The sequence below is a fragment of the Promicromonospora sp. NPDC059942 genome (assembly GCF_042731755.1).
Taxonomy (GTDB): Bacteria; Actinomycetota; Actinomycetes; order Actinomycetales; family Cellulomonadaceae; genus Promicromonospora.
Genome location: NZ_JBHWLR010000001.1, coordinates 517,539 through 539,641, shown reverse-complemented (window position 1 = coordinate 539,641; position 22,103 = coordinate 517,539). Strand labels below are relative to the sequence as shown.

The 22,103-nt window shown below is 72.0% G+C and carries 24 protein-coding genes and 1 pseudogene; 8 read left to right on the top strand and 17 right to left on the bottom strand.

Going from position 1 to position 22,103, the window contains the following annotated elements; genetic code table 11:
* Nucleotides 1-121: 121 nt before the first annotated feature.
* From pafA to ACFV9Q_RS02340, 8 genes and pseudogenes are all read right to left on the bottom strand, one after another.
* Nucleotides 122-1,483, bottom strand: coding sequence for a Pup--protein ligase (pafA, locus tag ACFV9Q_RS02375; RefSeq protein WP_182616863.1), 1,362 nt, complete (start codon nucleotides 1,481-1,483; stop codon nucleotides 122-124).
* Between the two features lie 229 nt (nucleotides 1,484-1,712).
* Nucleotides 1,713-2,426 (bottom strand): annotated as a pseudogene (gene prcA / locus ACFV9Q_RS02370) (proteasome subunit alpha); the annotation flags it as partial.
* On the bottom strand, nucleotides 2,423-3,262 hold the full coding sequence (prcB, locus tag ACFV9Q_RS02365) for a proteasome subunit beta (RefSeq protein ID WP_377229034.1): 840 nt from the start codon (nucleotides 3,260-3,262) through the stop codon (nucleotides 2,423-2,425). The gene prcB and the pseudogene prcA, both read right to left, overlap by 4 nt.
* Nucleotides 3,259-3,456 carry a ubiquitin-like protein Pup gene (locus ACFV9Q_RS02360; RefSeq protein WP_121383395.1) on the bottom strand — a complete coding sequence of 66 codons (198 nt, stop codon included), beginning with the start codon at nucleotides 3,454-3,456 and terminating at the stop codon, nucleotides 3,259-3,261. Before ACFV9Q_RS02360 ends, prcB begins: the two co-directional genes overlap by 4 nt.
* Before the next feature lie 109 nt (nucleotides 3,457-3,565).
* Nucleotides 3,566-5,227 carry a depupylase/deamidase Dop gene (gene dop / locus ACFV9Q_RS02355; protein WP_377229036.1) on the bottom strand — a complete coding sequence of 554 codons (1,662 nt, stop codon included), beginning with the start codon at nucleotides 5,225-5,227 and terminating at the stop codon, nucleotides 3,566-3,568.
* A gap of 100 nt (nucleotides 5,228-5,327) precedes the next feature.
* Nucleotides 5,328-6,989 (bottom strand): proteasome ATPase, encoded by a 1,662-nt coding sequence (gene arc / locus ACFV9Q_RS02350; RefSeq protein ID WP_377229032.1) that lies wholly within the window; start codon nucleotides 6,987-6,989, stop codon nucleotides 5,328-5,330.
* 141 nt (nucleotides 6,990-7,130) lie between these two features.
* On the bottom strand, nucleotides 7,131-8,144 hold the full coding sequence (locus ACFV9Q_RS02345) for a tRNA (adenine-N1)-methyltransferase (protein WP_377232967.1): 1,014 nt from the start codon (nucleotides 8,142-8,144) through the stop codon (nucleotides 7,131-7,133).
* An 11-nt stretch (nucleotides 8,145-8,155) separates the two neighbouring features.
* Nucleotides 8,156-9,334, bottom strand: a complete 1,179-nt coding sequence (locus ACFV9Q_RS02340; RefSeq protein ID WP_377232966.1) for a site-2 protease family protein — start codon at nucleotides 9,332-9,334, stop codon at nucleotides 8,156-8,158.
* Nucleotides 9,335-9,427: 93 nt separating this feature from the next.
* On the opposite strand from ACFV9Q_RS02340, the gene ACFV9Q_RS02335 reads away from it, so the two are divergent.
* Nucleotides 9,428-10,345 (top strand): RecB family exonuclease, encoded by a 918-nt coding sequence (locus ACFV9Q_RS02335; RefSeq protein ID WP_377232965.1) that lies wholly within the window; start codon nucleotides 9,428-9,430, stop codon nucleotides 10,343-10,345.
* Between the two features lie 75 nt (nucleotides 10,346-10,420).
* Here the strand turns inward: ACFV9Q_RS02335 and ACFV9Q_RS02330 are convergent, their stop codons facing one another.
* The gene (locus ACFV9Q_RS02330; protein WP_377232964.1) at nucleotides 10,421-11,125 is read right to left on the bottom strand and encodes an HAD family hydrolase; all 705 of its coding nucleotides are present in this window, start codon (nucleotides 11,123-11,125) and stop codon (nucleotides 10,421-10,423) included.
* Nucleotides 11,126-11,253: 128 nt separating this feature from the next.
* Between ACFV9Q_RS02330 and ACFV9Q_RS02325 the strand changes: the two genes are divergently transcribed.
* Nucleotides 11,254-11,814: an HD family hydrolase gene (locus ACFV9Q_RS02325; protein WP_377232963.1), complete on the top strand. Its 561-nt coding sequence runs from the start codon at nucleotides 11,254-11,256 to the stop codon at nucleotides 11,812-11,814.
* A gap of 28 nt (nucleotides 11,815-11,842) precedes the next feature.
* Here ACFV9Q_RS02325 and ACFV9Q_RS02320 read toward each other — a convergent pair whose 3' ends face one another.
* Together ACFV9Q_RS02320 and ACFV9Q_RS02315 are read right to left on the bottom strand one after the other, a co-directional pair.
* Entirely contained in the window at nucleotides 11,843-12,385 is a 543-nt protein-coding gene (locus ACFV9Q_RS02320; protein WP_377229026.1) for a hypothetical protein, read from the bottom strand.
* A 100-nt stretch (nucleotides 12,386-12,485) separates the two neighbouring features.
* Nucleotides 12,486-13,556 carry a hypothetical protein gene (locus tag ACFV9Q_RS02315; protein ID WP_377232962.1) on the bottom strand — a complete coding sequence of 357 codons (1,071 nt, stop codon included), beginning with the start codon at nucleotides 13,554-13,556 and terminating at the stop codon, nucleotides 12,486-12,488.
* A 278-nt stretch (nucleotides 13,557-13,834) separates the two neighbouring features.
* On the opposite strand from ACFV9Q_RS02315, the gene ACFV9Q_RS02310 reads away from it, so the two are divergent.
* Together ACFV9Q_RS02310 and ACFV9Q_RS02305 are read left to right on the top strand one after the other, a co-directional pair.
* A complete protein-coding gene (locus tag ACFV9Q_RS02310; RefSeq protein ID WP_377232961.1) occupies nucleotides 13,835-14,236 on the top strand; it encodes a hypothetical protein in 402 nt (133 codons plus the stop codon).
* A gap of 145 nt (nucleotides 14,237-14,381) precedes the next feature.
* A complete protein-coding gene (locus ACFV9Q_RS02305) occupies nucleotides 14,382-14,945 on the top strand; it encodes an HD domain-containing protein (RefSeq protein ID WP_377232960.1) in 564 nt (187 codons plus the stop codon).
* Nucleotides 14,946-14,979: 34 nt separating this feature from the next.
* Here ACFV9Q_RS02305 and ACFV9Q_RS02300 read toward each other — a convergent pair whose 3' ends face one another.
* Both ACFV9Q_RS02300 and ACFV9Q_RS02295 read right to left on the bottom strand, forming a co-directional pair.
* On the bottom strand, nucleotides 14,980-15,453 hold the full coding sequence (locus ACFV9Q_RS02300) for an NUDIX hydrolase (RefSeq protein WP_377232959.1): 474 nt from the start codon (nucleotides 15,451-15,453) through the stop codon (nucleotides 14,980-14,982).
* Complete coding sequence (locus tag ACFV9Q_RS02295) at nucleotides 15,453-16,214, bottom strand: helix-turn-helix domain-containing protein (RefSeq protein WP_377232958.1); 762 nt, start codon at nucleotides 16,212-16,214, stop codon at nucleotides 15,453-15,455. The genes ACFV9Q_RS02300 and ACFV9Q_RS02295 overlap by 1 nt, the downstream gene beginning before the upstream one ends.
* A 132-nt stretch (nucleotides 16,215-16,346) precedes the next feature.
* On the opposite strand from ACFV9Q_RS02295, the gene ACFV9Q_RS02290 reads away from it, so the two are divergent.
* Together ACFV9Q_RS02290 and ACFV9Q_RS02285 are read left to right on the top strand one after the other, a co-directional pair.
* Nucleotides 16,347-16,634, top strand: coding sequence for a hypothetical protein (locus ACFV9Q_RS02290; protein ID WP_377229020.1), 288 nt, complete (start codon nucleotides 16,347-16,349; stop codon nucleotides 16,632-16,634).
* A gap of 106 nt (nucleotides 16,635-16,740) precedes the next feature.
* Entirely contained in the window at nucleotides 16,741-17,619 is an 879-nt protein-coding gene (locus ACFV9Q_RS02285; protein ID WP_020014713.1) for a PAC2 family protein, read from the top strand.
* An 84-nt stretch (nucleotides 17,620-17,703) separates the two neighbouring features.
* Here ACFV9Q_RS02285 and ACFV9Q_RS02280 read toward each other — a convergent pair whose 3' ends face one another.
* From ACFV9Q_RS02280 to ACFV9Q_RS02270, 3 genes are all read right to left on the bottom strand, one after another.
* Nucleotides 17,704-17,919: a hypothetical protein gene (locus ACFV9Q_RS02280; protein ID WP_377229019.1), complete on the bottom strand. Its 216-nt coding sequence runs from the start codon at nucleotides 17,917-17,919 to the stop codon at nucleotides 17,704-17,706.
* A 122-nt stretch (nucleotides 17,920-18,041) separates the two neighbouring features.
* The gene (gene mshC / locus ACFV9Q_RS02275; protein WP_377232957.1) at nucleotides 18,042-19,352 is read right to left on the bottom strand and encodes a cysteine--1-D-myo-inosityl 2-amino-2-deoxy-alpha-D-glucopyranoside ligase; all 1,311 of its coding nucleotides are present in this window, start codon (nucleotides 19,350-19,352) and stop codon (nucleotides 18,042-18,044) included.
* 64 nt (nucleotides 19,353-19,416) lie between these two features.
* Nucleotides 19,417-20,337 carry an undecaprenyl-diphosphate phosphatase gene (locus ACFV9Q_RS02270; RefSeq protein ID WP_377232956.1) on the bottom strand — a complete coding sequence of 307 codons (921 nt, stop codon included), beginning with the start codon at nucleotides 20,335-20,337 and terminating at the stop codon, nucleotides 19,417-19,419.
* A gap of 68 nt (nucleotides 20,338-20,405) precedes the next feature.
* Here ACFV9Q_RS02270 and ACFV9Q_RS02265 point away from each other — a divergent pair, with 68 nt between their 5' ends.
* Complete coding sequence (locus ACFV9Q_RS02265; RefSeq protein WP_377229016.1) at nucleotides 20,406-21,380, top strand: aldo/keto reductase; 975 nt, start codon at nucleotides 20,406-20,408, stop codon at nucleotides 21,378-21,380.
* Between the two features lie 46 nt (nucleotides 21,381-21,426).
* Here the strand turns inward: ACFV9Q_RS02265 and ACFV9Q_RS02260 are convergent, their stop codons facing one another.
* Nucleotides 21,427-21,762 (bottom strand): primosomal protein, encoded by a 336-nt coding sequence (locus tag ACFV9Q_RS02260; protein WP_377232955.1) that lies wholly within the window; start codon nucleotides 21,760-21,762, stop codon nucleotides 21,427-21,429.
* A 117-nt stretch (nucleotides 21,763-21,879) separates the two neighbouring features.
* On the opposite strand from ACFV9Q_RS02260, the gene ACFV9Q_RS02255 reads away from it, so the two are divergent.
* Nucleotides 21,880-22,095, top strand: coding sequence for a DUF5703 family protein (locus tag ACFV9Q_RS02255; protein WP_377229014.1), 216 nt, complete (start codon nucleotides 21,880-21,882; stop codon nucleotides 22,093-22,095).
* The last annotated feature ends 8 nt before the right edge of the window (nucleotides 22,096-22,103 follow it).

Below are 22,103 nucleotides of genomic sequence, written 5' to 3'. Positions count from 1 at the left end.
AGAAGGTGTTTTTGGGGGTGGGGAGGTGGGGAGAAGAGACAGGCCCGGGAAGGAGTCGGTCCGGGAACGGCTCCGCCCCGGGACCGGCCGGTCGGCCGGTCCCGGGCCGGACCCGGGGACGTCACATGCTCTCGATGAGCCGCTCCACGCGGTCGTCCACGCTCTTGAACGGGTCCTTGCACAGCACGGTGCGCTGCGCCTGGTCGTTCAGCTTGAGGTGCACCCAGTCGACCGTGTAGTCGCGCCGTGCCTCCTGTGCCGCGCGCACGAAGTCGCCGCGCAGCTTGGCCCGGGTGGTCTGCGGCGGCAGCGCCGTCGACTCGAAGACCTCCAGGTCGGTGGTGACCCGCTCGACCATGCCGCGCGCCGCGAGCAGGTTGTACAGGCCCTCGGTGCGCGAGATGTCGTGGTAGGCCAGGTCCAGCCGGGCGATGCGCGGGTCGTCGAGCCCGAGGTCGTGCTTCTCCTGGTAGCGCCGGATCAGCTTGAGCTTGATGACCCAGTCCAGCTCCCGGTCCACGAGCGACAGGTTCTCCGCCTGCAGCGCGCGCAGCCCGCGCTCCCACAGGTCGAGCACCTGCTTGACCACCGGGGTGACCTCGAGGTTGGCCTCCACCAGCTCACGGGCCCGCTCGTAGTACTCCGACTGGATCTCGATCGCCGTCATGGTCCGGCCGTTGGCCAGCGTGACCGCGTGCTTGCCGGTGCGGTCGTGGCTGATCTCCCGGATGGCCCGGATCGGGTTCTCCAGCGTGAGGTCACGCATGGGGACGCCCGCCTCGACCAGGCGCAGCACCAGGTCGGTGCTGCCCACCTTGAGCATCGTGGTGGGCTCCGCCATCGACGAGTCGCCCACGATGACGTGCAGCCTGCGGTACAGCTCGGCGTCCGCGTGCGGCTCGTCCCGCGTGTTGATGATCGGCCGCGACCGGGTCGTGGCGCTGGAGACGGCCTCCCAGATGTGGTCGGCGCGCTGCGAGAGGCAGAACACGGCGCCGCGCGGCGTCGAGAGCACCTTGCCCGCCCCGACCAGGATCTGGCGGGTGATGAGGAACGGCACGAGCACGTCGGACAGGCGCGAGAAGTCGCCCGACCGCCGCACCAGGTAGTTCTCGTGGCACCCGTAGGAGTTGCCCGCCGAGTCGGTGTTGTTCTTGAACAGGTGGATGCGTCCTGGCAGGTCCTCGTGCTCCAGACGCTGCTGCGCGTCGGCCACGAGGCCCTCCAGGATGCGTTCGCCGCCCCGGTCGTACGAGACGAGCTGGCGCACGTCGTCGCACTCCGCCGTCGCGTACTCCGGGTGCGAGCCGACGTCGAGGTAGAGGCGGGAGCCGTTCCTCAGGAAGACGTTGGAGGAACGGCCCCACGCCACCACCTTCCGGAACAGGTAGCGGGCGACCTCGTCAGCCGACAGGCCACGCCCGTCGTCGGCCGCACAGGTGACCCCGTACTCGGTCTCGAGACCGAAGATCCTGCGGTCCATGGATTCCCCTCCCTGTTCGCGGAACCTGGTGCTATCTGTCGGCGCCGGGTGTGGTGCCGGAGGCGTCCGGCCCCTCGTCCGGCTTCTCCTGGGTCGGGGAGTCCTCGGCGGGCTCGTCGGCCGGCTGTTCGGCGGGTGTCTCCGGCGGGACCGTGTCCGGCGTGCCCAGGCCCGGCGTCGCCGCCCCGACCGCGACGTCGCCGGCCGGCGGGAGGTCGTCGGCGGGAGCCTCGCCCGACGGCGTCGACGCGCCCTCGGCCAGCAGGTCGGCCAGGACCTGCCGGTTCAGCCGGCGGAAGGCCCGGCGCGGGCGGTCCCGCTCCAGGACCGCCACCTCGAGCTGGGCCGCCTCGATCGTGCGCGGCGTCGAACCGTCGCCCGAGCCGAGCGCCGCCACGGCGAGCCGCAGCGCCTCCCCCAGCGAGAGGTCGGCGCGCCAGCCCTCCTTGACCCGCCGGCCCAGCTGCTCGGCCTGCCCGCCCATGACGACGAAGCCGTGCTCGTCGGCCACGGTGCCGTCGTAGGTCAGCCGGTAGATCTGGTCGTCCGCGGCCTGGGCGCCCACCTCGGCGACGACGATCTCCACCTCGAGCGGCTTGGACTCGGTGATGAAGACCGTGCCGAGCGTCTGCGCGTACGCGTTCGCGAGGCCGCGCGCCGTCACGTCGGAACGGTCGTAGGAGTACCCGCGCATGTCGGCGTACCGCACGCCGGCGACCCGCAGGTTCTCGAACTCGTTGTACTTGCCCACGGCCGCGAACGCGATGCGGTCGTAGATCTCCGAGATCTTGTGCAGCGCCCGCGAGGGGTTCTCCGTGGCGAAGGCGATCCCGCCCTCGTACGCGAGCACGACCACGGACCGGCCGCGGGCGATGCCCTTCCGGGCGAAGTCCGCCCGGTCCTTCATCAGCTGCTCGGGCGAGACGTAGAACGGCATGTTCATGCGATCGACCCCCTCTCGCGGCGCTGCGCCACGATCTGCTCGGCCACGCGGGAGATCTCCGCGTCCTCGATGCGCTGGTAGCCGTCCACGGTCACGGTGGCGACGACCGGGAAGATGCCGCGCACCGTGTCCGGCCCGCCGGTCGCCGAGTCGTCGTCGGCCGCGTCGTACAGCGCCTCGACGGCGACCTGGACCGCGGCGTCCGCGTCCAGGCCCCGGCGCCACAGCTTCTTCAGCGCACCGCGCGCGAAGAGCGAGCCGGAGCCCACGCCGTGGTGCTCGTGCTCCTCGTACCGGCCGCCGGTGGCGTCGTAGCTGAAGATCCGGCCCGTGTCCTTGTCCAGGTCGTAGCCCGCGAACAGGGGCACGACCGCCAGCCCCTGCATCGCCATGGGCAGGTTGCCGCGCAGCATCGTGGCCAGGCGGTTCGCCTTGCCCGTGAGCGACAGCAGCGAGCCCTCGATCTTCTCGTAGTGCTCCAGCTCGAGCTGGAACAGCCGGACCAGCTCCAGCCCGATGCCCGCCGAGCCGGCGATGCCGACCGCCGAGTACTCGTCGGCCGGGAACACCTTCTCGATGGTGCGGCTGGCGATCATCGGGCCGGCCGTGGCGCGCCGGTCACCCGCCAGCAGGACGCCGCCGTCGAAGGTCAGCGCCACGATCGTGGTGGCGTGCGGGGACAGGGTCGCCGGGTCGGTCATGCCCGCGGGCAGGGTCCGGTTCCCGGGCAGGCGGTCGGGGGCGTGCTCGGCCAGGAAGTCCACGAAGGACGACGATCCCGGACGCAGGAAGGCGTCCGGGAGTCGTCCTGCGGTGCGGTCTGCGTTCAGGTTCACTGCCCACCCTTCTGGACGAATCCACGCACGAACGACTCGGCGTTGGTCTCCAGCACCTCGTCGATCTCCTCGAGCAGGGCGTCGACCTCGTCGTCGTCCTTCTGCGCTGCCGCAGCGGCGGGCGCCGGCGTCTCGGCGTCGTCGTCGGGAGTGCGGTCCTCGTGTGACGGGTTGATTCTTTCCTGACCGGCCATGATCGCCTCCTGGTGATTCTCTGACGTAGTGCTGGTCTTGAAGCCTAGGCCCTGAGGCTTGGTGTTGACCCTAGAGACTGACCCTAGGCGGTGACACCGACACGAAGGGTCATCTTCGCCCGGAGAGTCCGGCGAGCAACGCCGCCGCGTCCGGGCTCGCGTCCAGCAGCGCGCCGATGTGGCGCCGCGTCCCGCGGGTCGGGTCGAGCATCGGCACCCGCTGCAGCGCCTGCGCGCCGTCGACGTCGAAGATCACCGAGTCCCAGCTCGCGGCGGAGATCTGGCTGCCGTAGCGCGCCATCACCTCGCCCCGGAAGTAGGCACGGGTGTCCGTCGGCGGGTGCTGCACCGCGCGCGCCACGCTCTCCTCGTCGACGATCCGGTCCACCGCGCCCTTGGCGAGCAGCCGGTGGTAGATGCCGCGCTCGGGGCGCACGTCCGACCACTGCAGGTCCATCGCGTGCAGCCGCGGGTGGTCCCACTCCAGGTTGTCGCGCGAGCGCAGGCGCTCCAGCAGCCGCAGCTTGGCGACCCACTCCACCTCGCGCGCGCACCCGGCCAGGTCGGTGCCCAGCCGCTCGACCAGGGACGCCCAGCGGTCGAGCACCGCGTCCGACTCCGGGTCCGTGCCGAGCACCTTGAGCGAGCGCCGGACGACGTCGACCACCTCGCCCTGGATCTGCAGGGCCGTCATGGTGCGGCCGTCCGTGAGCTCGAGCGCGGCGGTCAGGTCGAGGTCGCGCGAGACCTTCTGCACGTCGCTCACGGGCGACGCCAGCCGCAGGGCGCCCAGCTCGCCGCGCGCGTCCACCCCGGCGTCCGCCAGCTCGTCCAGGTGCTCCAGCACCCACAGGACCAGCGACGTCGTGCCGGTCTTGAGGTAGGTGGGCACCTCCATCAGGTTGGCGTCCCCGAGGATCAGGTGCAGGCGGCGCCACCGCTGCCGGTCGGCGTGCGGCTCGTCGCGCGTGTTGACGATCGGGCGGCGCAGCGTCGTCTCCAGGCCGATCTCGGCCTCGATGTAGTCGGCGCGCTGCGAGATCTGGAAGCCGGCCGTACCGCTCGTGGCGCCCAGGCCCACCCGGCCGGAGCCGGTGAACACCTGGCGCGTGACGAGGAACGAGGTGATGAGCTCGGCCAGCGTGGTGAACGGCAGCGCGCGGTCCACGAGGTAGTTCTCGTGGGTGCCGTAGCTGGCGCCCTTGCCGTCCACGTTGTTCTTGTAGAGCACCACCTCGCTCCCGGGGAAGCCGGCGAGCTCCCGCAGGGCGGCGAGCATGACCCGCTCGCCGGCGACGTCCCAGCGCACGATGTCCTCGGGCGTCATGACCTCGGGCGAGGAGTACTCGGGGTGGGCGTGGTCCACGTAGAGCCGCGCGCCGTTCGTGAGGATCACGTTGGCGGCGCTCGGGTCGTCGTACTCGTCGGCGGCCGGCCGCTCGACCTCCTGGGTCGAGCCCGCCCGGCGCCGGCCACGGCCCGGCAGGCCGGGCTCCACGACGGGCACCTGGCCCGTGACGGGTCCGGACGGCGCGGGCCGCGCGGGATCGTCGGTCAGCATCGACGGCTGCGCCGAGGCGCGGTCGAGGTGGAACCCGCGCGCGTCCTGCAGCGGGTCCTCGTCGTCGTAGTCCCAGCGGGCCTTGCCACCCGAACCCTCGGCGCGGGTGGAGATGGCCCGGTAGGTGGTCACCACCTGGCTCGACAGCAGCATGGGGTTGGCCAGGGGCCGGCCAGGCTGCAGCACTCCGTACTCGGTCTCGATGCCCATCACACGACGCACGCTCACGTCCACCACCCTATGCCGGAGTAGTCCCGATGGTCGGGCAGGTCCGCGCCCGGTCGACGGACGCGGACCTGCCCGGTTGTGGTCAGAGGTACTGGCCGGTGTTCTGGACGGTGTCGATGGTGCGGGGCGTGGCGCCCTCGCCCTTCTTCTGGACGATGGTGCGGATGAAGACGATGCGCTCGCCCTTCTTGCCGCTGATGCGCGCCCAGTCGTCGGGGTTGGTCGTGTTCGGGAGGTCCTCGTTCTCCTTGAACTCGTCGACGCACGCGGTCAGCAGGTGCTCCACGCGGATGCCCTTCTGACCGGAGGCCAGGAAGTCCTTGATCGCGTTCTTCTTGGCCCGGTCCACCACGTTCTGGATCATGGCGCCCGAGTTGAAGTCCTTGAAGAACAGGGTCTCCTTGTCGCCGGAGGCGTAGGTGACCTCCAGGAACTGGTTCTCCTCGTCCTCGGAGTACATGCGCTCCACGACCGAGGTGATCATGCCGTCCAGCGCCTCGGAGACGTTGCCGCCGTACTCGGCCAGGTCGTCCGCGTGGATCGGCAGCTCCTTGGTGAGGTACTTGCCGAAGACCTCCTTGGCACCCTCGGCGTCGGGCCGCTCGATCTTGATCTTCACGTCGAGGCGCCCCGGGCGCAGGATGGCCGGGTCGATCATGTCCTCACGGTTGGAGGCGCCGATGACGATGACGTTGTCGAGCCGCTCCACGCCGTCGATCTCGGCGAGGAGCTGCGGCACGATGGTGGTCTCCACGTCGGAGGAGAGGCCGGTGCCGCGGGTGCGGAACAGCGACTCCATCTCGTCGAAGAAGACGACGACCGGCATGCCCTGGCTGGCCTTCTCCCGCGCCCGGGCGAAGATCAGCCGGATGTGCCGCTCGGTCTCGCCGACGTACTTGTTGAGCAGCTCCGGACCCTTGACGTTCAGGAAGAAGCTCTTCACCTCAGGGTTGCCCCCGTTGGCGCGCGCCACCATCCCGGCCAGGGAGTGGGCCACGGCCTTGGCGATGAGCGTCTTGCCGCAGCCGGGCGGGCCGTACAGGAGCACACCCTTGGGCGGACGCAGCCCGTGCTCCCGGAACAGGTCGGGGTGCGCGAACGGCAGCTCCACCGCGTCCCGGATGGCCTCGATCTGCGGCCCGAGGCCGCCGATGTCCTCGTACTCGATGTCCGGGACCTCTTCGAGGACCAGCTCCTCGACCTCGGACTTGGGCACGATCTCGAACACGAAGCCGCTGCGCGTGTCGACCGTGAGCGAGTCACCGACCCGGAGCGGGACGTCCATCACCGAGCCGGCGAGGCGCACCACGCGCTCCTCGTCCGCCCGGCCCACCACGAGCACGCGGTCGCCGCCCAGCATCTCCTTGACGGTCACCAGCTCGCCGGTGCGCTCGTAGTCGCCCGCGCCGACGACGGTCATGGCCTCGTTGAGCTTGACCTCCTGGCCGGGACTCAGCCGGGTCACGTCCAGGCTGGGGCTCGCGGAGACATGCATCTTGCGGCCGGCGGAGGAGATGTCCACCGAGCCGTCGGCATGAGCCCCCAGGAACACGGCGTAGGTGCCCGGCGGCTTGGCCAGGTCGTCGAGCTGTTTCTTCAGCTCGACGATCTGATCACGCGCCGCACGGAGTGCCTCCGCGAGGCGCTCGTTCTTTGCTGAGAGGAGGGCAATCTGGCGCTCGTAGTCGCGGCTTGGCAAAGGCTCGTGCTCGGGATGGTTGTATCCTGACGTGTTCTCGGTCATGACATCCCCTCTCGTAGTGCCCGAGAGGCGACCATATGACGCAATCGCCTCCGAGAACAGCACTCTAAGCACAGTCACTGACACACCGGGAGTAAGAACACCCGTTTGAGACGTCCGGGGTACCCGATCGTTACAGGCCGTTCACGCAGACGGGGTGTTCCCCGCCTCGGGCGCAACTCCTAGGTCACGTCGGACCTTTCGGACCTTCTTGTCCGATATGGCCCGCTCCCCCAGCTCCTCGGGCGACCACTCGGCCTCGGCCGTCACGGGGTACGCACCCTTGGCAGGACGCCGTTTCCGCAGGGGCGCGACCACCCCGTCGGCCAGCCGGCGGGCCGTGATGAGGAAGCCGGTGTGCCCGATCATCCGGTGCTCGGGACGGACCGCGAGGCCCTCGAGGTGCCACCCCCGGACCATGGTCTCGAAGGCTGCCGGCTCGCCGAACCGGCCGTCGGAACGGAGATCTTCTGCTGTGCGCGAAAGCTGGGTCGTGGTGGCCACATAGCAGACAAGGACCCCGCCGGGCGCGAGCGCGGTCGCGACGGCGTCGACGTTCTCCCACGGCGCGAGCATGTCCAGGACCACGCGGTCGACGGTGCCGGGCTCGGCCACCTCGGGCAGCACGTCGGCGAGGTCGCCCACGGACAGGTTCCACGCGGGGTGCGGGCCGCCGAAGAAGGTCTCGACGTTGCCCTGGGCGATCGCGGCGAAGTCCTCGCGCCGCTCGATCGAGTGCACGTTCCCGGCGTCGCCGACGGCGCGCAGCAGGGACATCGTCAGCGCACCGGACCCGACGCCGGCCTCGACCACCCGGGCACCCGGGTAGATGTCGGCCATGGCGATGATCTGCCCGGCGTCCTTCGGGTAGACGACGGCGGCGCCGCGCGGCATCGACAGCACGTAGTCGGCCAGCAGCGGGCGCAGCGCGAGGTACTCGACCTCGGCCGTGTTCACGACCACCGAGCCCTCCGGCTGCCCGATGATCTGCTCGTGCTTGAAGTAGCCCCTGTGCGTGTGGAAGGTGCCGCCCGGCTGCAGGGTGATGGTGTGCAGGCGGCCCTTGGGGTCGGTCAGCTGGACCTTGTCGCCCACGCGGAACGGGCCGCGGCGCAGCTCGGCGCCGGTGGCGGTCGGGGCATCGGTGGGTGTGGTCACGACCGACCAGTCTAGGTGCCCCGGACTGCCCGGGCGACGTCGGCGAGGTCGAGCACGCCCGTGACCCGGTCCCCGTCGACCACCGGGACCAGCCGGGCGCCGCCCGACCGCGTGGCCAGGTGGTTGAGCAGGTCCGTCCCCGACGTCGCGGGGTGGACGGCGCTGCCCTGCACGAACGGGACCGCCACGGCGTCCACCTGGGTCACGGACCGGGCGGCGGCCGGCACCGCGGCGACGGCGTCGTCGTCGAGCACCGCGACCGGGAGGCCGCCGTGCCCCACGACGACCAGGCGGTACGACTCCGCCCCCGGGACGCCCGCGGCGGCCGCCGCCGTCCGGGCGGACAGCGCCTCGGCGAGCGTGGAGCCGAGCGAGACCGAGAGCGCGGGGACCGCGAGCCCGCTCGCGGACAGCGCCGCGACGGCCTCGCGCCGGCGGCCGTTGGTGATCGCCGCACCGGCGCCCGCCCAGAGGAACGCGCCGATCAGCGCCGACCAGAGCACAGTGGTGAGGTTGGGCGTGGTGCCCTGCGCGAACGGCACCACCAGGGCCCACAGCAGCACGCCGACGGCGACGACGCGCCCCACCCAGCCGGCCGCGATCGTGCCCGTCGAGCGCTTGCCCGTGACGGCCCAGACCAGCGACTCGAGGATCTGGCCGCCGTCCAGCGGCAGGCCCGGGAGCAGGTTGAACACGCCGACGAAGGCGTTGGAGACCGCGCCCGCGAACAGCAGGAGCGTGGGCACGTCCTGCACCGACGACGCCTGGAAGGCGACCCAGAAGCCGGCGGCGAGGACCAGGTTGGTCAGGGGCCCCACGACGGCCACCAGGAAGCCGTCGAGCGGCTTGCCGAGGCCGCCGGTGTACGCGGTGTGCCCGCCCCAGATCGTGATCGCCAGCTCGGTCACGTTCTGGCCGCGCGCCCGGGCGACCAGGGCGTGCGCGGCCTCGTGCAGGAACACCGAGCCGAACAGGAGCAGCACGAACACGAACGCGACGAGGTAGGCGCCCGCCCCGAGGTGCGGCGCACGCAGCTGCACGTTCGGCACGAACAGGATGGTCAGGACGAGGGCCGCGAGGAACCAGGAGCGCGTGATGATCACGGGCGCGCCGGCGACGCGGCCGATCACGATCCCCTTCGAGCGCTGCGGGTCGGGTGCGGGCGTGGAGGCGGGCTCCGAGGTGGTCACTGGTCAAACCTAACCGGCCGCCCGGCACGCGGGTGACGGCACGCTGTGGACAACTACCGGGGGATGTCAGTGCCCGCCCCTAGGGTTGGGGCCATGACGACGACGGAGCTGACCCAGGGGCTGGAGCAGGACGCGGCGACGGAGGCGGCCGACGCCGCGCCGGCCGTGCGCGCGCCCTCGCGACCGCCGGCCCTGTCCCCGTCGCGCGCCAACGACTTCATGCAGTGCCCGCTGCTGTTCCGGTTCCGCACGGTGGACCGGCTGCCGGAGCCGCCGTCGGCCGCCGCCGCGCGCGGCACGCTCGTGCACGCGGTGCTGGAGCGGCTGTACGACGCCCCGCTGGGCGAGCGGACCCTGGCCGCGGCGCACGACCTGCTGCCCGGCGAGTGGGACCGGCTGCTGGAGGCCGACGACCGGTACACGACGCTGTTCACCGACGGGGTCGGCCCGGACGGCCAGGACCGCGCGGGCTGGCTCGCCGGGGCGGGCTCCCTGCTGGGCACGTACTTCACGCTGGAGAACCCGAACCGGCTGGAACCGGCCGAGCGGGAGCTCCTGGTGGAGTCGCAGCTCGACGGCGGGCCGCTGCTGCGCGGCATCGTGGACCGGCTGGACGTGGCGCCCGACGGCGCGCTGCGCGTGGTCGACTACAAGACGGGGAAGTCGCCGCGGCCCGGCTACGAGACGTCGGCGGTGTTCCAGATGCGCTTCTACGGGCTGGTGCTGTGGCGCGAGCGCGGGGTGCTGCCCAAGATGCTGCAGCTCGTGTACCTGGGCGACGGCCAGGTGCTGCGTGGCGAGCCGACGACCGAGCACCTGGAGCACACGGAGCAGAAGATCCGCGCGATCTGGTCGGGCATCGAGGAGTCCGCCCGCACGGGCGAGTGGAAGCCCCGCCGGTCCAAGCTGTGCGGCTGGTGCGCCCACCAGGCGATGTGCCCCGAGTTCGGGGGCACGCCGCCGGAGATCCCGGAGGGCGCCGTCGCGCTGCGGCTCGGCATCACGGGCTGACGCACGGCCCGCCGGGTCGGCCAGGGCCTGCCCGGTTCAGCTCGGGTGAGCCCAGCTGAGCCCGGGTGGGCCCGCTCAGCCGGGCAGGTCCCCGGCGCCGAGCAGGTCGACGACCTCGCCCGACGCGATCCGGCCGAGCAGGTCGAGGTCGACCTGCTTGAGGGACGCGGCCCGGCTCAGCCCTGGACGCGGCGGCACCGGCACCTCGGCGGGCACGCCGAGGGTGCGGGCACCCGACGCGAGCGCGGAGGTGATGCCGGGGCCGGAGTCCTCGATCGCCACGCAGTCCTCGGCCCGCACGCCGAACAGGCCGGCAGCCACCAGGTACGGCTCGGGGTGCGGCTTGCCGTGCGTCACCTCGTCGCCCGTGACCAGGTGGGCGAAGGTGCCCGCGGGGGCGCCGTCGGCCACGACCTGGGCCTGGCTGCGGTAGGACATGGTCACGATGGCGCACGGCACGTCGGCGGCGCGCAGGTCCTCCAGCAGCTCCAGGACGCCCGCGCGCCACGGCACGGCCTCGCGCAGCTGCTCGTTGACGCGGGCCACGAGCCAGGCCACGATCTCGGCCGGCTCCAGCGGGACGCCGGCGTCGTGCAGCATGCCGCCCGTGGTGAGCAGCGCCTGGCCGACGGCGCCGAGCGCGTCCTCGTGCGTCCACGTGGCCCCGTGCGCGACGACGATCTCGTGCTCGGCGCGCATCCAGTAGGCCTCGGAGTCGACGAGGGTGCCGTCCATGTCGAACAGGACGGCGGCGGGCAGGGCAGACGATTCGCGGGGCACCGACACATGCTAGGTGCCGAGATGGAACGGCCGGTAACGGGCGAGGAACGCCCAGGCGGGTGCCGGCCGGGCGGGTGCCGGCCGGGCCCGGGTCGGCCGCGAACCACCGGATGCCGGACGATAGCGCCATGACGCACACCGCCGCCTCCGGCATCGCCGCCTTCACCTTCGAGATGGGCGTGCTCAAGCGCCTGCGCCGCTCAGGCTGGTGGCAGGTCGGGGTGCGCGACCCGGAGTCCGTGGCCGAGCACAGCCTGCGCGTCGCGCAGCTCGCCGCCCTGCTGGCGGCCGAGGAGGGCGCCGATCCGGCGCGCGCCGCCTACCTCGCACTGTGGCACGACTCGCAGGAGACCCGCATCACGGACCTGCCGCACACGGCCCGGCCGTACCTCACCAAGCCGGACAACGTCGCGGTCACCCGGGACCAGGTCGCCCCGCTGCCGGACGCCGCCGCGGCCACCGTTCTGGGCGCGGTCACCGAGTTCGAGGCGCAGGAGACACCGGAGGCCCGGTGCGCCCGCGACGCGGACAAGCTGGAGTGCCTCGTCCAGGCCGTGGAGTACCGGCACGGCGGCCAGGACGGCGTGCAGGAGTGGATCGACTCGTCCTACGCGGCGCTCGTCACCGATGCCGCGAAGCGGGTGGCGGACGCCGCGCTCACGCAGTCCCCGATGAGCTGGCGCGGCTGAGCACGCGGGCCGAGGCCGGCCGGGACGGTCAGTCCGCGAGCAGCTCCTCGGCCCGCTCCTCCTGGCCGGCGTCGAGGTCGGTCTTGTCGAACGCGGCGACGGCCTTGTCGAACGTGCGGTTCACGCGCGGCTCGATCTCGACGACGCTCGCCGGGGTGACAATCGCCCGCTCGTACTCCGCGATCCAGGCGTCCATGTGCGCCACGTAGGCGTCCCGGGCCGCATCGAGCCTGCCGCCGTCGGACAGCGGTACCGCCTGGGCGTCCTCCTTGGCGGACAGGACGCCGGACCGGGCCTCCTCGGCGAGGTCGGGCACGTCGGTCATGAGCGCCGCGGCGAGCTCTTCCTTCTTGTCGACGTCGGACGTGGCCTCGATCTCGTCGAACCGTCCGCTGACCTCGTCGATGTAGTCACGCATCGTGGACTCGCTGTGCTCCACGGCGTCGAGCAGCACGTCAGCGGGCTCGCTGGTGCGCTCGGCCTGGGACCAGGCGATGCCGCTGCCGGCGCCGGCGACGACGAGCGCACCGACGGCGGAGAGCAGGACCCGGTGATTTCGCAGGTTGAGCATTAGTTCATCGTCACCCGGGCGTGGGGCGTTCCGCGCGCTGACGAGTGTGATCCGCGACGGAACTAACGGGCATATCACCTGATATCGCCCTAGATCCGCTTCACCAGAGCGGATCCGCATAGATGTCCGGACCGTCGGCGTCGGGGTAGACGAAGAACGTGTCGGCGTCCGCCGCGACGCCACGAGCCTCGAACAGTTCCCCGCCGTCGTCCTCGATCCGGTAGGTCCCCTCACCCTCGGGACCGTAGTACGAGAGCTCGAAGGCGGACCACGTGCAGTCCTCGACGGAGGTGACGACCTCGACCATGAACCCCACGGCGTCCACCGACGCGCCGACCTCGACCACCTTCTGCTCGAAGAACGGCTCGCCCCAACCGGGCGCCTGGTCCCCGGCGTCCGTGTACTCGTAGAGCCGCCCCACGGTCGGGTTCTCCATCGAGTAGGAGATCAGCAGACGGTCGTCGGAGCCCTGTTCCGGCAGGTTGAACGCTGCCGCCGCGCGGGCCGGGCCGCAGTCCAGGTCGGCCAGGGCCAGGCCGGTGACCGCCACCGCCGGGCCGTCGCTGCCGAGCGTCACGTTCCACCTGTTCGACAGCCCGACGTCCTGGCCGAACGGCGCGTGGACCGGGACGGCCGCCGACCAGAGGTGCTCCAGCTCCTCGGAGAAGGCGGCCTCGTCGTAGTCCGCACTCCGGTACGCCGCGGCCGACCCGCCGTCCAGCTCGTCGAGCAGCAGGATGCCCGGTCCCGGGGGCTGGGGCGCGAGCGGCTCGACGAGCGACCAGATGCCGGGATCGGACGGCTCCGGCTCGTCGGCCGCGTCCTCCCCCGACGGCTCGTCCCCCGCGCCGTCCGGCCCGGAGCCCGCCCCAGCCGTGTCGTCCGGTTCCGCGACCGCCGTGTCGTCCGGCGTCGGCGTACCAGCCTCCGTCGCACGCTCGCTCTCGATCACCGCCTGGATGTCGGCCTCGCGTCGCGCCATGATCTCAGCCGTGGCCCAGTCCCAGCCGAGCCCCACGATCGCGGTGACAGCGATCAGCAGGACCCCGACGAGCACCCTCCGCATTGTCGCGCTGGGTGAGCCGCCCGACGACTCCGGGTCGACGGACCGCACCGTGGTGTCGAACGCGCTCGCCAGGCGCTGCCAGACCGAACGACGTCCCTGCTCCACCGCGGCCCCCAAGATTCACCCGCCCGACGAACGGCACCAGCCATGATCGTGCCGACGTCCACGCCGGCGCAAGGGCCCGGCCAGGCCCGTGCGCTGGGAGAACGCCCCGATCGCGCGAACCACCGGGAAGCGGGCGGCCCCCTGGGCGCACCCACCAAGCAACCACCAAGCACCCACCACGCGTCCGCCGCGCGCGTCGCGTCGTCCTGCGCGATGCTGGCCCTCGATCGACGGTTTCGGCCGCCGAGTCCCGGCAGCGACCGAAGGGAAGACAGACCGTGTTCGGACCCGATTTCTTCGAGCGGCTCTCGCAGCGCATGTACTACGACCTCGACGGTCACCCGATCACCCAGGACCAGTGGTCGGTGCTGCGGCTCGGCGCCGGGGCCGCGCACATCGCCCGCGACCACCTCGGGATCTACCACGTGTCGACCGTGTGGACGGGGATCGACACCGCCGCGCCCCTTGAGGACGACGACGACCACACGCCGCTCATCTACGAGACGATGGTCTTCGTCGAACGGCTCGACCCGGACGGCGTGCTCTCCGAGGACGAGCGCCTCGACTGCACGGAGCAGTACGCCGAGATGCACGCCACGCGCGAGGACGCGCTGGCCGGGCACCGGCGCGCAACGGCGCTGGTGCGCGAGTGGATCACGAAGGGTCGCCCGGAGCTCTGAGGTAAGCAGCTCTGAGGTAAGCAGCTCTGACGACGACGCAGGGGGAGCCATGATCCAGACCAGCACGCCTTCTCTGACCGCCCTCTTCACCGGGCGGCGTGCCGCACGCCGCGCCGTCCACGGCCCCCCGGCCTACGGTGAACCGATGCATGGAACCACCCCGCGGGACCTCGGTCCCGCGGGTGCGCGAGCACTGCTGGCCGAGGTCTTCGAGCCCAGCACCGACCGGCTGGCCCACTCGCTCGGGGTCGGCCGGCGGGCCGAGCACGTCGCCCGCGTGCTGGGCCGGTCCGACCTGCTGGTGTCCGCGGCGTACCTGCACGACATCGGCTACGCGGCCGCGGCCCGCGACACCGGGCTGCACCAGCTCGACGGCGCCCGCTACCTGCGCCGCCTGGGCGCGCCGGACGAGCTGACGAGCCTCGTCGCGCACCACACGTCGGCCCTGGTCGAGGCCGGCGAGCGCCACCTCGACGCGCACCTGCGGGGCGAGTTCCCGGTGCCGACGGACAGCGACCTGCTGGACCTGCTCACCTACTGCGACATGACCACCTCGGCCCAGGGCCGGCCCGTCACCGTCGACGAGCGGCTGACCTGCATCTACGACCGCTACGCCCCGGGCCACCTCGTGTCGCGCAGCATCCACCGCGCGGAGCCGCAGCTGCGGCGGCTCGTGTCCGCCGTCGACGAGCGCCTCCGGCGCGGCTGAGGTCCGGCCCGAGCGGGACCGCCCGGCGAACCGCTCAGGTCAGGAACGGCTCGGCGCGCGACAGGTCCACCGCGTGTTCGATGCGCAGCCGCATCGACGGGTGGATCTCCAGCTCGCCGAGCCGGTCCACCGGCTGCCACACCACCTCGCTGGACTCGTGCGAGGTCCGGACGGCGCCGCCGGTGACCGTGGCGCGCATGCAGATGGAGAACTGCGCGCGGACCTCGCCGTCCGAGTAGACGATCACGTGCCGCGGGTCGGTGTAGATGCCCACCAGGCCCGTGATCCGCACGCGGTAGCCGGTCTCCTCCTCGGTCTCCCGGACGCCGGCCTGCCGCACGGTCTCCCCCGGGTCGATGCCGCCGCCCGGCAGCGCCCAGAGGTCGTTGTCGGTGCGGTGGATGAGCAGCAGGCGCCCGCCGTCGTCGCGCACGGCCACCGTGACCGAGGGCACCACCGAGTTCACCGCCGGCGCGGCCGGGTCGTCGAAGTAGTCGAGCCGCGTCATCACGACACCTCGTCCGGGTCCTCCGTCCGCGGCCAGACCGTCAACGGCGTCGCGGCGTTCCAGACCCGCTCGAAGCCCGCCTGGTAGGCGGGCGCCATCGACGCCTCGGGACCGTCCTTGAGGTGCAGCAGCGGGTTCGCGCCCGCGGGCGAGCCCCACACGTGCGTGTTGACCAGCAGGTCGTCGTCGAACCGGAAGGTCGTGGCGTACAGCGTGCTGTCGTGCAGCCGCACCTCGACGCCCGGCGTGCCGAGCGCGGGGGCCAGGTAGGCCAGCACGAGGGCGATGCGCCCGGCGAGGCCCGTGCCGCCCTCCTCCGCGGTGCGCACGGTGACGGCGCTGCCCTCCGGGTCGCCCAGCAGCAGGCGCACCTGCACGCCCCGCGCCGCCATGGTGACGATCTCGGTGGTCAGGTCCAGGGTCTGGTCCGGCAGGAACGTCGCCGCGAACGCGTGCAGCTCGAAGCGCTGCTCCACGCCGGCGAGGAAGGCCCGCCAGGTCCCGGACGGCACCGCGCGCCGCGCCGGGTAGACGCCGACGATCTCCTGCGCGGCGGCCTCCGCCCGGTCGACGTCGCCCCACAGCGCCGCGACGTCACAGCCCAGCGCCTCGGAGACCGCGACGCGATGGCGCGGGTGCGGCGTGCGCCCCTGAGCCACCCAGCGTTCCACGGTCTTCGGGTCGACGCCGACGGCGGCCGCGAGCCGGACCTGGCTCAGTCCGGCCTGGCTCATCGCCGCGACCAGTCGTTGGTTTCTCACGTGTCATCTCACCCCCTCAGGGACGTATCTATCACCGAAACGTCCCGGGCGCTGCCGATGGCACGTCCCATGTGCCCGGCGCACAGTGGTATCAGCTAGTCCACCTGTCCGACCCGTGTCCCGGAGAGCCTCGTGAACCCCATTGCCTCGCAGTCGGTCACAGAACGTCTTGGCGATGTCATCGACCTGCTGCGGCATGTCCGCGCGGACTGGATCGAGGTCCTGACGGTCACGCCCGAGCGCGTGTGCCTGCAGCCCTGGCACCTGGACGACGGCGAGAGCATCGCGCGGGCGCTGGGCCTGGAGCACGCCATCGACCAGCGGATGATGAACCCCGGCTACACGCTGTGGTCCGGCGAGTGGCGCGGCGTCGAGGTGCAGGTCCGCGGCGCGCTGCGGGCCGGCGTGCCGGTCTTCTGAGCGGGCTGCCCCGGCGCCGACACGCCGCCACGCAGCGGATTCGCCCGTCCGCGAACGCGGCCGTGCCCCTGGTCACGTCGGGCGCCGCACACCCTAGGGTGGGGGGATGACCGACGCGCATCACGAGCAGCCGGAGCAGGCCTCGCCTCGCCAGACCGTGCTCCTCGCTGCCTTCGAAGGTTGGAACGACGCGGGGAGCGCCGCCACGACGGCGCTCACGCACCTGGCCGAGGTGTGGGGCGCCGAGAAGGTGACCGAGCTCGACCCCGAGGAGTTCCACGACTTCCAGGTCAACCGCCCGTACATCTCGCTGGACGACGACGGGAAACGCTCCATCACCTGGCCCACGACCACGATCTCGGTGGCACAGGTGGGCGAGCGCAAGGTCGTGCTGGTGCACGGCGTCGAGCCGTCGATGCGCTGGCGCAAGTACTGCGAGGAGCTGCTGCGCGTGGCGGACGAGCTGGGGGTCCGCACCGTGATCACGCTCGGCGCGCTCCTGGCGGACGTCCCGCACACCCGGCCCATCCCGATGACCGCCACCTCGGACAGCGTGGGCCTGCAGTCCGTGCTGGACATCGAGGCCAACACCTACCAGGGCCCCACGGGGATCGTCGGGGTGCTGCAGCACGAGGCCGCGGAGCGCAACCTGCAGTCCGTCAGCCTGTGGGCCGCCGTGCCGCACTACGTGGCCAACCCGCCGTCGCCCAAGGCGACGCTCGCGATCCTCACGCGCGTGGAGGAGATCCTGGGCGAGACGGTCCCGATGGGCGAGCTGCCCGACGACGCCGCGGCCTGGCAGCACGGCGTGGACGAGCTGGCGTCGGAGGACTCGGAGATCTCCGAGTACGTGGCCCAGCTCGAGGAGGCAAAGGACACCGCCGAGCTCCCCGAGGCGTCCGGGGACGCCATCGCGCGCGAGTTCGAGCGCTACCTGCGCCGGCGCGACGGCGGCGGCAAGGACAGCGGGCCCGAACGGCTCTGAGCCGGGTTCCGGAACATCGCAACAAGCACAGAGGCCTGAGCCCCCGCGGGGTTCAGGCCTCTGACGTGTTGTCCGGCGTGACGATCACGCGCGGCTGGAGATGGGCTCGATCCGCACACCTGCGTCCGGCCCGTGGAAGCCCACCCATGTCTCGAGACACCGTGCGGCGTCCTCGACGCGGTCGTAGACCGGTGCGTATCCCGGTCCGTTACGTACCACTCGGTATCGCGTGCTGCACCTGGGCGCCGTCGTGACGGTGACCCGGGTCTCACCCGTGAAGTCTTCCTCGTACTCCGTCATGCTCCCCATCCTGCCCCGGGTTAAATGCAAACGGAAGCAGGGGCCAAAACTAACCTGTCGGGCGCCTGGCGCGGTTCTGGCCTACCTGGTCAGAACCGGCCCGGAATCGGGTGCCCGAGGGGTCAAAGACGCACTCCGAGCAGGGCGTTTACCGTCCGGGCGATGACCCCGGGGGCGCCCTCCTCGTCGGCGGAGGTGTCTCGCGACGGGTCCAGGGAACGCTCAGCCCACGCGTCGACGGCGGCCAGCGCGGCCGGTGCGTCGAGGTCGTCCGCCAGTGCCGCACGGACCGCGGACAGGGTCGAGTCGGCCGACGGACCGCCGTTGCCTGAGACCGCGTCGCGCCACCGGACGAGCCGCGCCTCGCCCGCCGGCAGCGACGTCTCGTCCCACTCCCACTCGGTGCGGTAGTGGTGGGCCAGGAGCGCGAGGCGGATCGCCATCGGGTCGTGCCCCTCGTCCCGCAGCCGGGAGACCAGCACCAGGTTGCCCAGCGACTTGCTCATCTTCTCGCCCTGGTAGGCGACCAGGCCGGCGTGGACGTGCGTGCGGGCGCCGGCCGGCTCGCCGTCACCGGTGGCCGGACACAGCACGCGCAGGTGCGACGTCGACATCTCGTGGTGCGGGAACAGCAGGTCCGAGCCGCCGCCCTGCACGTCGAACCGCTCCCCCGCGGCCACGTCGAGCCCGTCGCGCGCGATCACCGCGCACTCGATGTGCCAGCCCGGGCGGCCGGTGCCGAGCGGGCCGCCGTCCCACGCGGGCTCGCCCGGGCGCTCGCGCCGCCAGAGCAGCGGGTCCAGCGGGTCCTTCTTGCCCTCCCGGTCCGGATCCCCGCCGCGCTCCGCGAACGTGGCCAGCGCCTGCTCGCGGTCGAGGTGCGCGACCGCGCCGAAGCGCGGGTCGGCGGTGAGGTCCGCGTAGACGTCGCCCAGCTCCGGCGTCGACCCGCCGGCGCCCGGCTCCAGCGACACGCGGTACGCGGCGCCCGACTCCAGCATGGTCGCCACGGCGCGGGCGACGTCCGGGGCCGACTCCACGGCGCCCGTCCACGTCGCGGGCGGGATCACGCCCAGCGCCGTCATGTCCTCGCGGAACAGCGCGATCTGCGAGGCCGCGAGCTCGCGCCAGTCCATGCCGGTCGCCTCGGCGCGCTCCAGCAGCGGGTCGTCGACGTCTGTCACGTTCGACGCGTAGGTGACGTCCTTGCCGGCGTCGCGCCAGGCGCGCACCAGCAGGTCGAAGGTCACGTAGGTGTTCGCGTGCCCGATGTGGGTGGCGTCGTACGGCGTGATGCCGCACGCGTACAGCCGGGCCTGCGGGCCCGGCGCCGCCTCCACGAGCTCACCCGTCGACGAGTCGTGGACCCGCACCGGGGCGGGCGCGGGAGAGCCGGGGAGCAGCGGGACTTGGGGTGTGGGCCAGGCGTGCACGCGACCAACGATAACCGCAGGCTGTGACACTCCCGGACCATGTCAGGGCCCCGGTGCGTGTGTTCTACGCGACGCCGCCCTGCGCGTCGATCGTGCCCGACAGCAGCAGGTACACGACCACGGCGGCGAGCACGAGCCGGTAGTACACGAACGGCTTGTAGGAGTAGTTGCCGATGATCTTGAGGAACCCGATGATCACCGCGTAGCCCACGCCGAACGCGACGACCGTCGCCAGCAGGATGGCGCCCCAGCCGGGCGACCCGGCCGGCAGCGGCTCGCCGAGCGTCTTGACGAGCTGGTAGAAGCCCGAGCCGAGCACGGCCGGGATCGCCAGCAGGAACGAGTAGTCCGCCGCCGCCTTGCGGGTGAAGCCCATGGCCAGGCCGGCCGTGATCGTGCCGCCCGAGCGGGACACGCCCGGCACCAGCGCGAGGGCCTGGGCGAACCCGAAGCCGATGGCGCTGCGGCCGGTCAGCGACGCCAGCTCGCGCTCGCGACGGCCGAAGATGTCGGCCAGGAGCAGCAGGATCGCGAAGAACGCCAGGGTGAAGACGGTGATCCACAGGTTGCGCAGCGTCGTCTCGATGTAGTCCTGGAACAGCAGACCCAGCACCACGATCGGGACCGAGCCGAAGATGATGTACCAGCCCATCGCGGCGTCCGGGTTGGCGATCACGCCGGGGCGGCTGTGCCGCACGTCGACGGAGCCGGGGCGCGGCCCCAGGCCCGCGCGGGCACGCCAGCCCTTGCCGTAGGCGCCCGTCAGGGCCTTGAACCAGGCGACAAGGATGACGCCGATCTTCTTGCGGTAGTAGATGATCACCGCGGCCTCGGTGCCGATCTGCGTGATCGCCGTGAAGGCCGCGCCAGGATCGCTCGACCCGATCAGCTCACCGACGATCCGCAGGTGCGCCGACGACGAGATCGGGAGGAACTCGGTCAGGCCCTGGACGAGGCCCAGAAGGATGGCTTCCCACGCAGTCACGGGCCGTGACACTACCCCACGGCGCGCCTCCTGACGCACCCGCGTCAGCCGCGGGTAGCCTGCCGCACATGGAACGACGCCGGGTGGGCAGGTCGGGCCTGCGGGTCTCGGAGCTCGGGCTCGGCACCATGACATGGGGCCGCGACACCGACGAGATCGACGCGGCCGAGCAGGTACGGGACTTCCTCGACGCCGGCGGCACCCTCGTGGACACCGCGGCCAGCTACGCCGACGGCGACTCCGAGCGCGTGATCGGCACGCTCCTGTCCGGCAAGGTCGCGCGCAGCGAGCTGGTGCTGGCCACCAAGGCGGGCATCCGGTCGGAGACGCGCCCCGGCGGTGGGCCCGGCCGCGTCGTGGACGCCTCCCGCGGCGCCCTGCTCGACAGCCTCGACGAGTCGCTGGTGCGGATGGGCACCGACCACGTGGACCTGTTCCTCGTGGCCTGCCCCGACCCGAACACGTCGCTGGAGGAGACCTGCAACGCGCTGCGGATCGCGGTGACCAGCGGGCGCGCCCGGTACGTGGGCCTGAGCAACCACCCCGGCTGGGCGACGGCGCGCGTGGCGACGCTGCTGGAGCCCGACGTCGGCCTGGCCGCCGTGGAGCTCGAGTACTCGCTGCTGCAGCGCGGCGTCGAGCGCGACGTCGTCCCCGCCGCCGACGCCCTGGGCGCCGGGCTGCTGGCCTGGTCGCCCCTCGGGCGCGGCGTGCTCACCGGCAAGTACCGGCGCGCCATCCCCGCCGACTCCCGGGCCGCCGGGGCGCTGGCGGGCTTCGTCCAGTCGTACCTGGAGGGGCCGGCGTCCGCCGTCGTCGAGGCCGTGGCGACCGCGGCCGAGGGGCTGGGCCGCGCCGCCGGGGAGGTGGCGCTCGCCTGGCTCCTGGAGCGCGAGGGCATCGCGTCGGCGATCGTGGGCGCGCGGACGCCCACCCAGCTCCGTTCGTCGCTGGCGGCCGTGACCCTCGAGCTGCCGTACGAGGTGCACGCCGCGCTCGACGACGTCTCCGCCCCGGAGATCGGCTACCCGGAGCGCTGGTGACCGTTCGCCCGCCAGGACGTGAGCCCGGGCCTGAGTTCGTTCCAGGTCAGCGCTGCTGCGCAGGCTGGGGCTGGTCCTCCGACTCCTCGACCTCGCCCAGGTCGTCGTCGAAGTCGAGGTCCTCGAGGTCATCCAGGTCCTCGTCCGACTCGTCGTCCTCGTCGTCGTCGTCCTCGTCCACCTCGTCGGCCAGGTAGAACGGCGTCACCTCGCCGAACACCGTGGCCAGGGAGTCCTCGTACACCTCGTAGGCGTCGGCGAGCACGTCGTAGGCGTCGTCGACGGCAGGGTCGTCGTCACTCCGGCGAGTGGCGACCGCGTGGTGGTGGGCCTCGAGTGCGGCTACGAGGCGGTCGAGCGCGGCACGCGGTTCAACGGTCATGCCTTGAAGGTAGCGCCCCATGGGCCACAATGGGCAGACGAAATTCATTGCTGTCACCGGTCTGCAATCAAACCGGCATAAACTGACCTCACCCGCGACCCGAGGACGGTGCATCAGATGGCGAGAGACGGCTCCGTGTTCCGCAAGAACAGTCAGTACGAGTACCGCGTCGTGACCTTCGAGCCGGACACCTCGGTGCCGGACGCCCGCAAGGTGCTCACCGACGAAGCCGAGTACGGCCGTTGGGAACTGGCCCGGACCCTTCTCTACATCGGCGGCAGACGCAAGGTCTGGCTCCGCCGCAAGATCATCAAGGTCTCCTCGACCCTCTGACCCCCGTG

What these genes read in the sequence shown, in the direction of transcription:
- pafA (WP_182616863.1), bottom strand. Translation starts at nt 1,483, where the DNA reads ATGGACCGCAGGATCTTCGGTCTCGAGACCGAGTACGGGGTCACCTGT.
- arc (WP_377229032.1), bottom strand. Translation starts at nt 6,989, where the DNA reads ATGACCGAGAACACGTCAGGATACAACCATCCCGAGCACGAGCCTTTG.
- ACFV9Q_RS02285 (WP_020014713.1), top strand. Translation starts at nt 16,741, where the DNA reads ATGACCGACGCGCATCACGAGCAGCCGGAGCAGGCCTCGCCTCGCCAG.
- ACFV9Q_RS02260 (WP_377232955.1), bottom strand. Translation starts at nt 21,762, where the DNA reads ATGACCGTTGAACCGCGTGCCGCGCTCGACCGCCTCGTAGCCGCACTC.
- ACFV9Q_RS02335 (WP_377232965.1), top strand. Translation starts at nt 9,428, where the DNA reads ATGACGACGACGGAGCTGACCCAGGGGCTGGAGCAGGACGCGGCGACG.
- ACFV9Q_RS02265 (WP_377229016.1), top strand. Translation starts at nt 20,406, where the DNA reads ATGGAACGACGCCGGGTGGGCAGGTCGGGCCTGCGGGTCTCGGAGCTC.
- ACFV9Q_RS02305 (WP_377232960.1), top strand. Translation starts at nt 14,382, where the DNA reads ATGCATGGAACCACCCCGCGGGACCTCGGTCCCGCGGGTGCGCGAGCA.
- dop (WP_377229036.1), bottom strand. Translation starts at nt 5,227, where the DNA reads ATGGGCATCGAGACCGAGTACGGAGTGCTGCAGCCTGGCCGGCCCCTG.
- ACFV9Q_RS02325 (WP_377232963.1), top strand. Translation starts at nt 11,254, where the DNA reads ATGACGCACACCGCCGCCTCCGGCATCGCCGCCTTCACCTTCGAGATG.
- ACFV9Q_RS02300 (WP_377232959.1), bottom strand. Translation starts at nt 15,453, where the DNA reads ATGACGCGGCTCGACTACTTCGACGACCCGGCCGCGCCGGCGGTGAAC.
- ACFV9Q_RS02255 (WP_377229014.1), top strand. Translation starts at nt 21,880, where the DNA reads ATGGCGAGAGACGGCTCCGTGTTCCGCAAGAACAGTCAGTACGAGTAC.
- ACFV9Q_RS02360 (WP_121383395.1), bottom strand. Translation starts at nt 3,456, where the DNA reads ATGGCCGGTCAGGAAAGAATCAACCCGTCACACGAGGACCGCACTCCC.
- ACFV9Q_RS02320 (WP_377229026.1), bottom strand. Translation starts at nt 12,385, where the DNA reads ATGCTCAACCTGCGAAATCACCGGGTCCTGCTCTCCGCCGTCGGTGCG.
- ACFV9Q_RS02280 (WP_377229019.1), bottom strand. Translation starts at nt 17,919, where the DNA reads ATGACGGAGTACGAGGAAGACTTCACGGGTGAGACCCGGGTCACCGTC.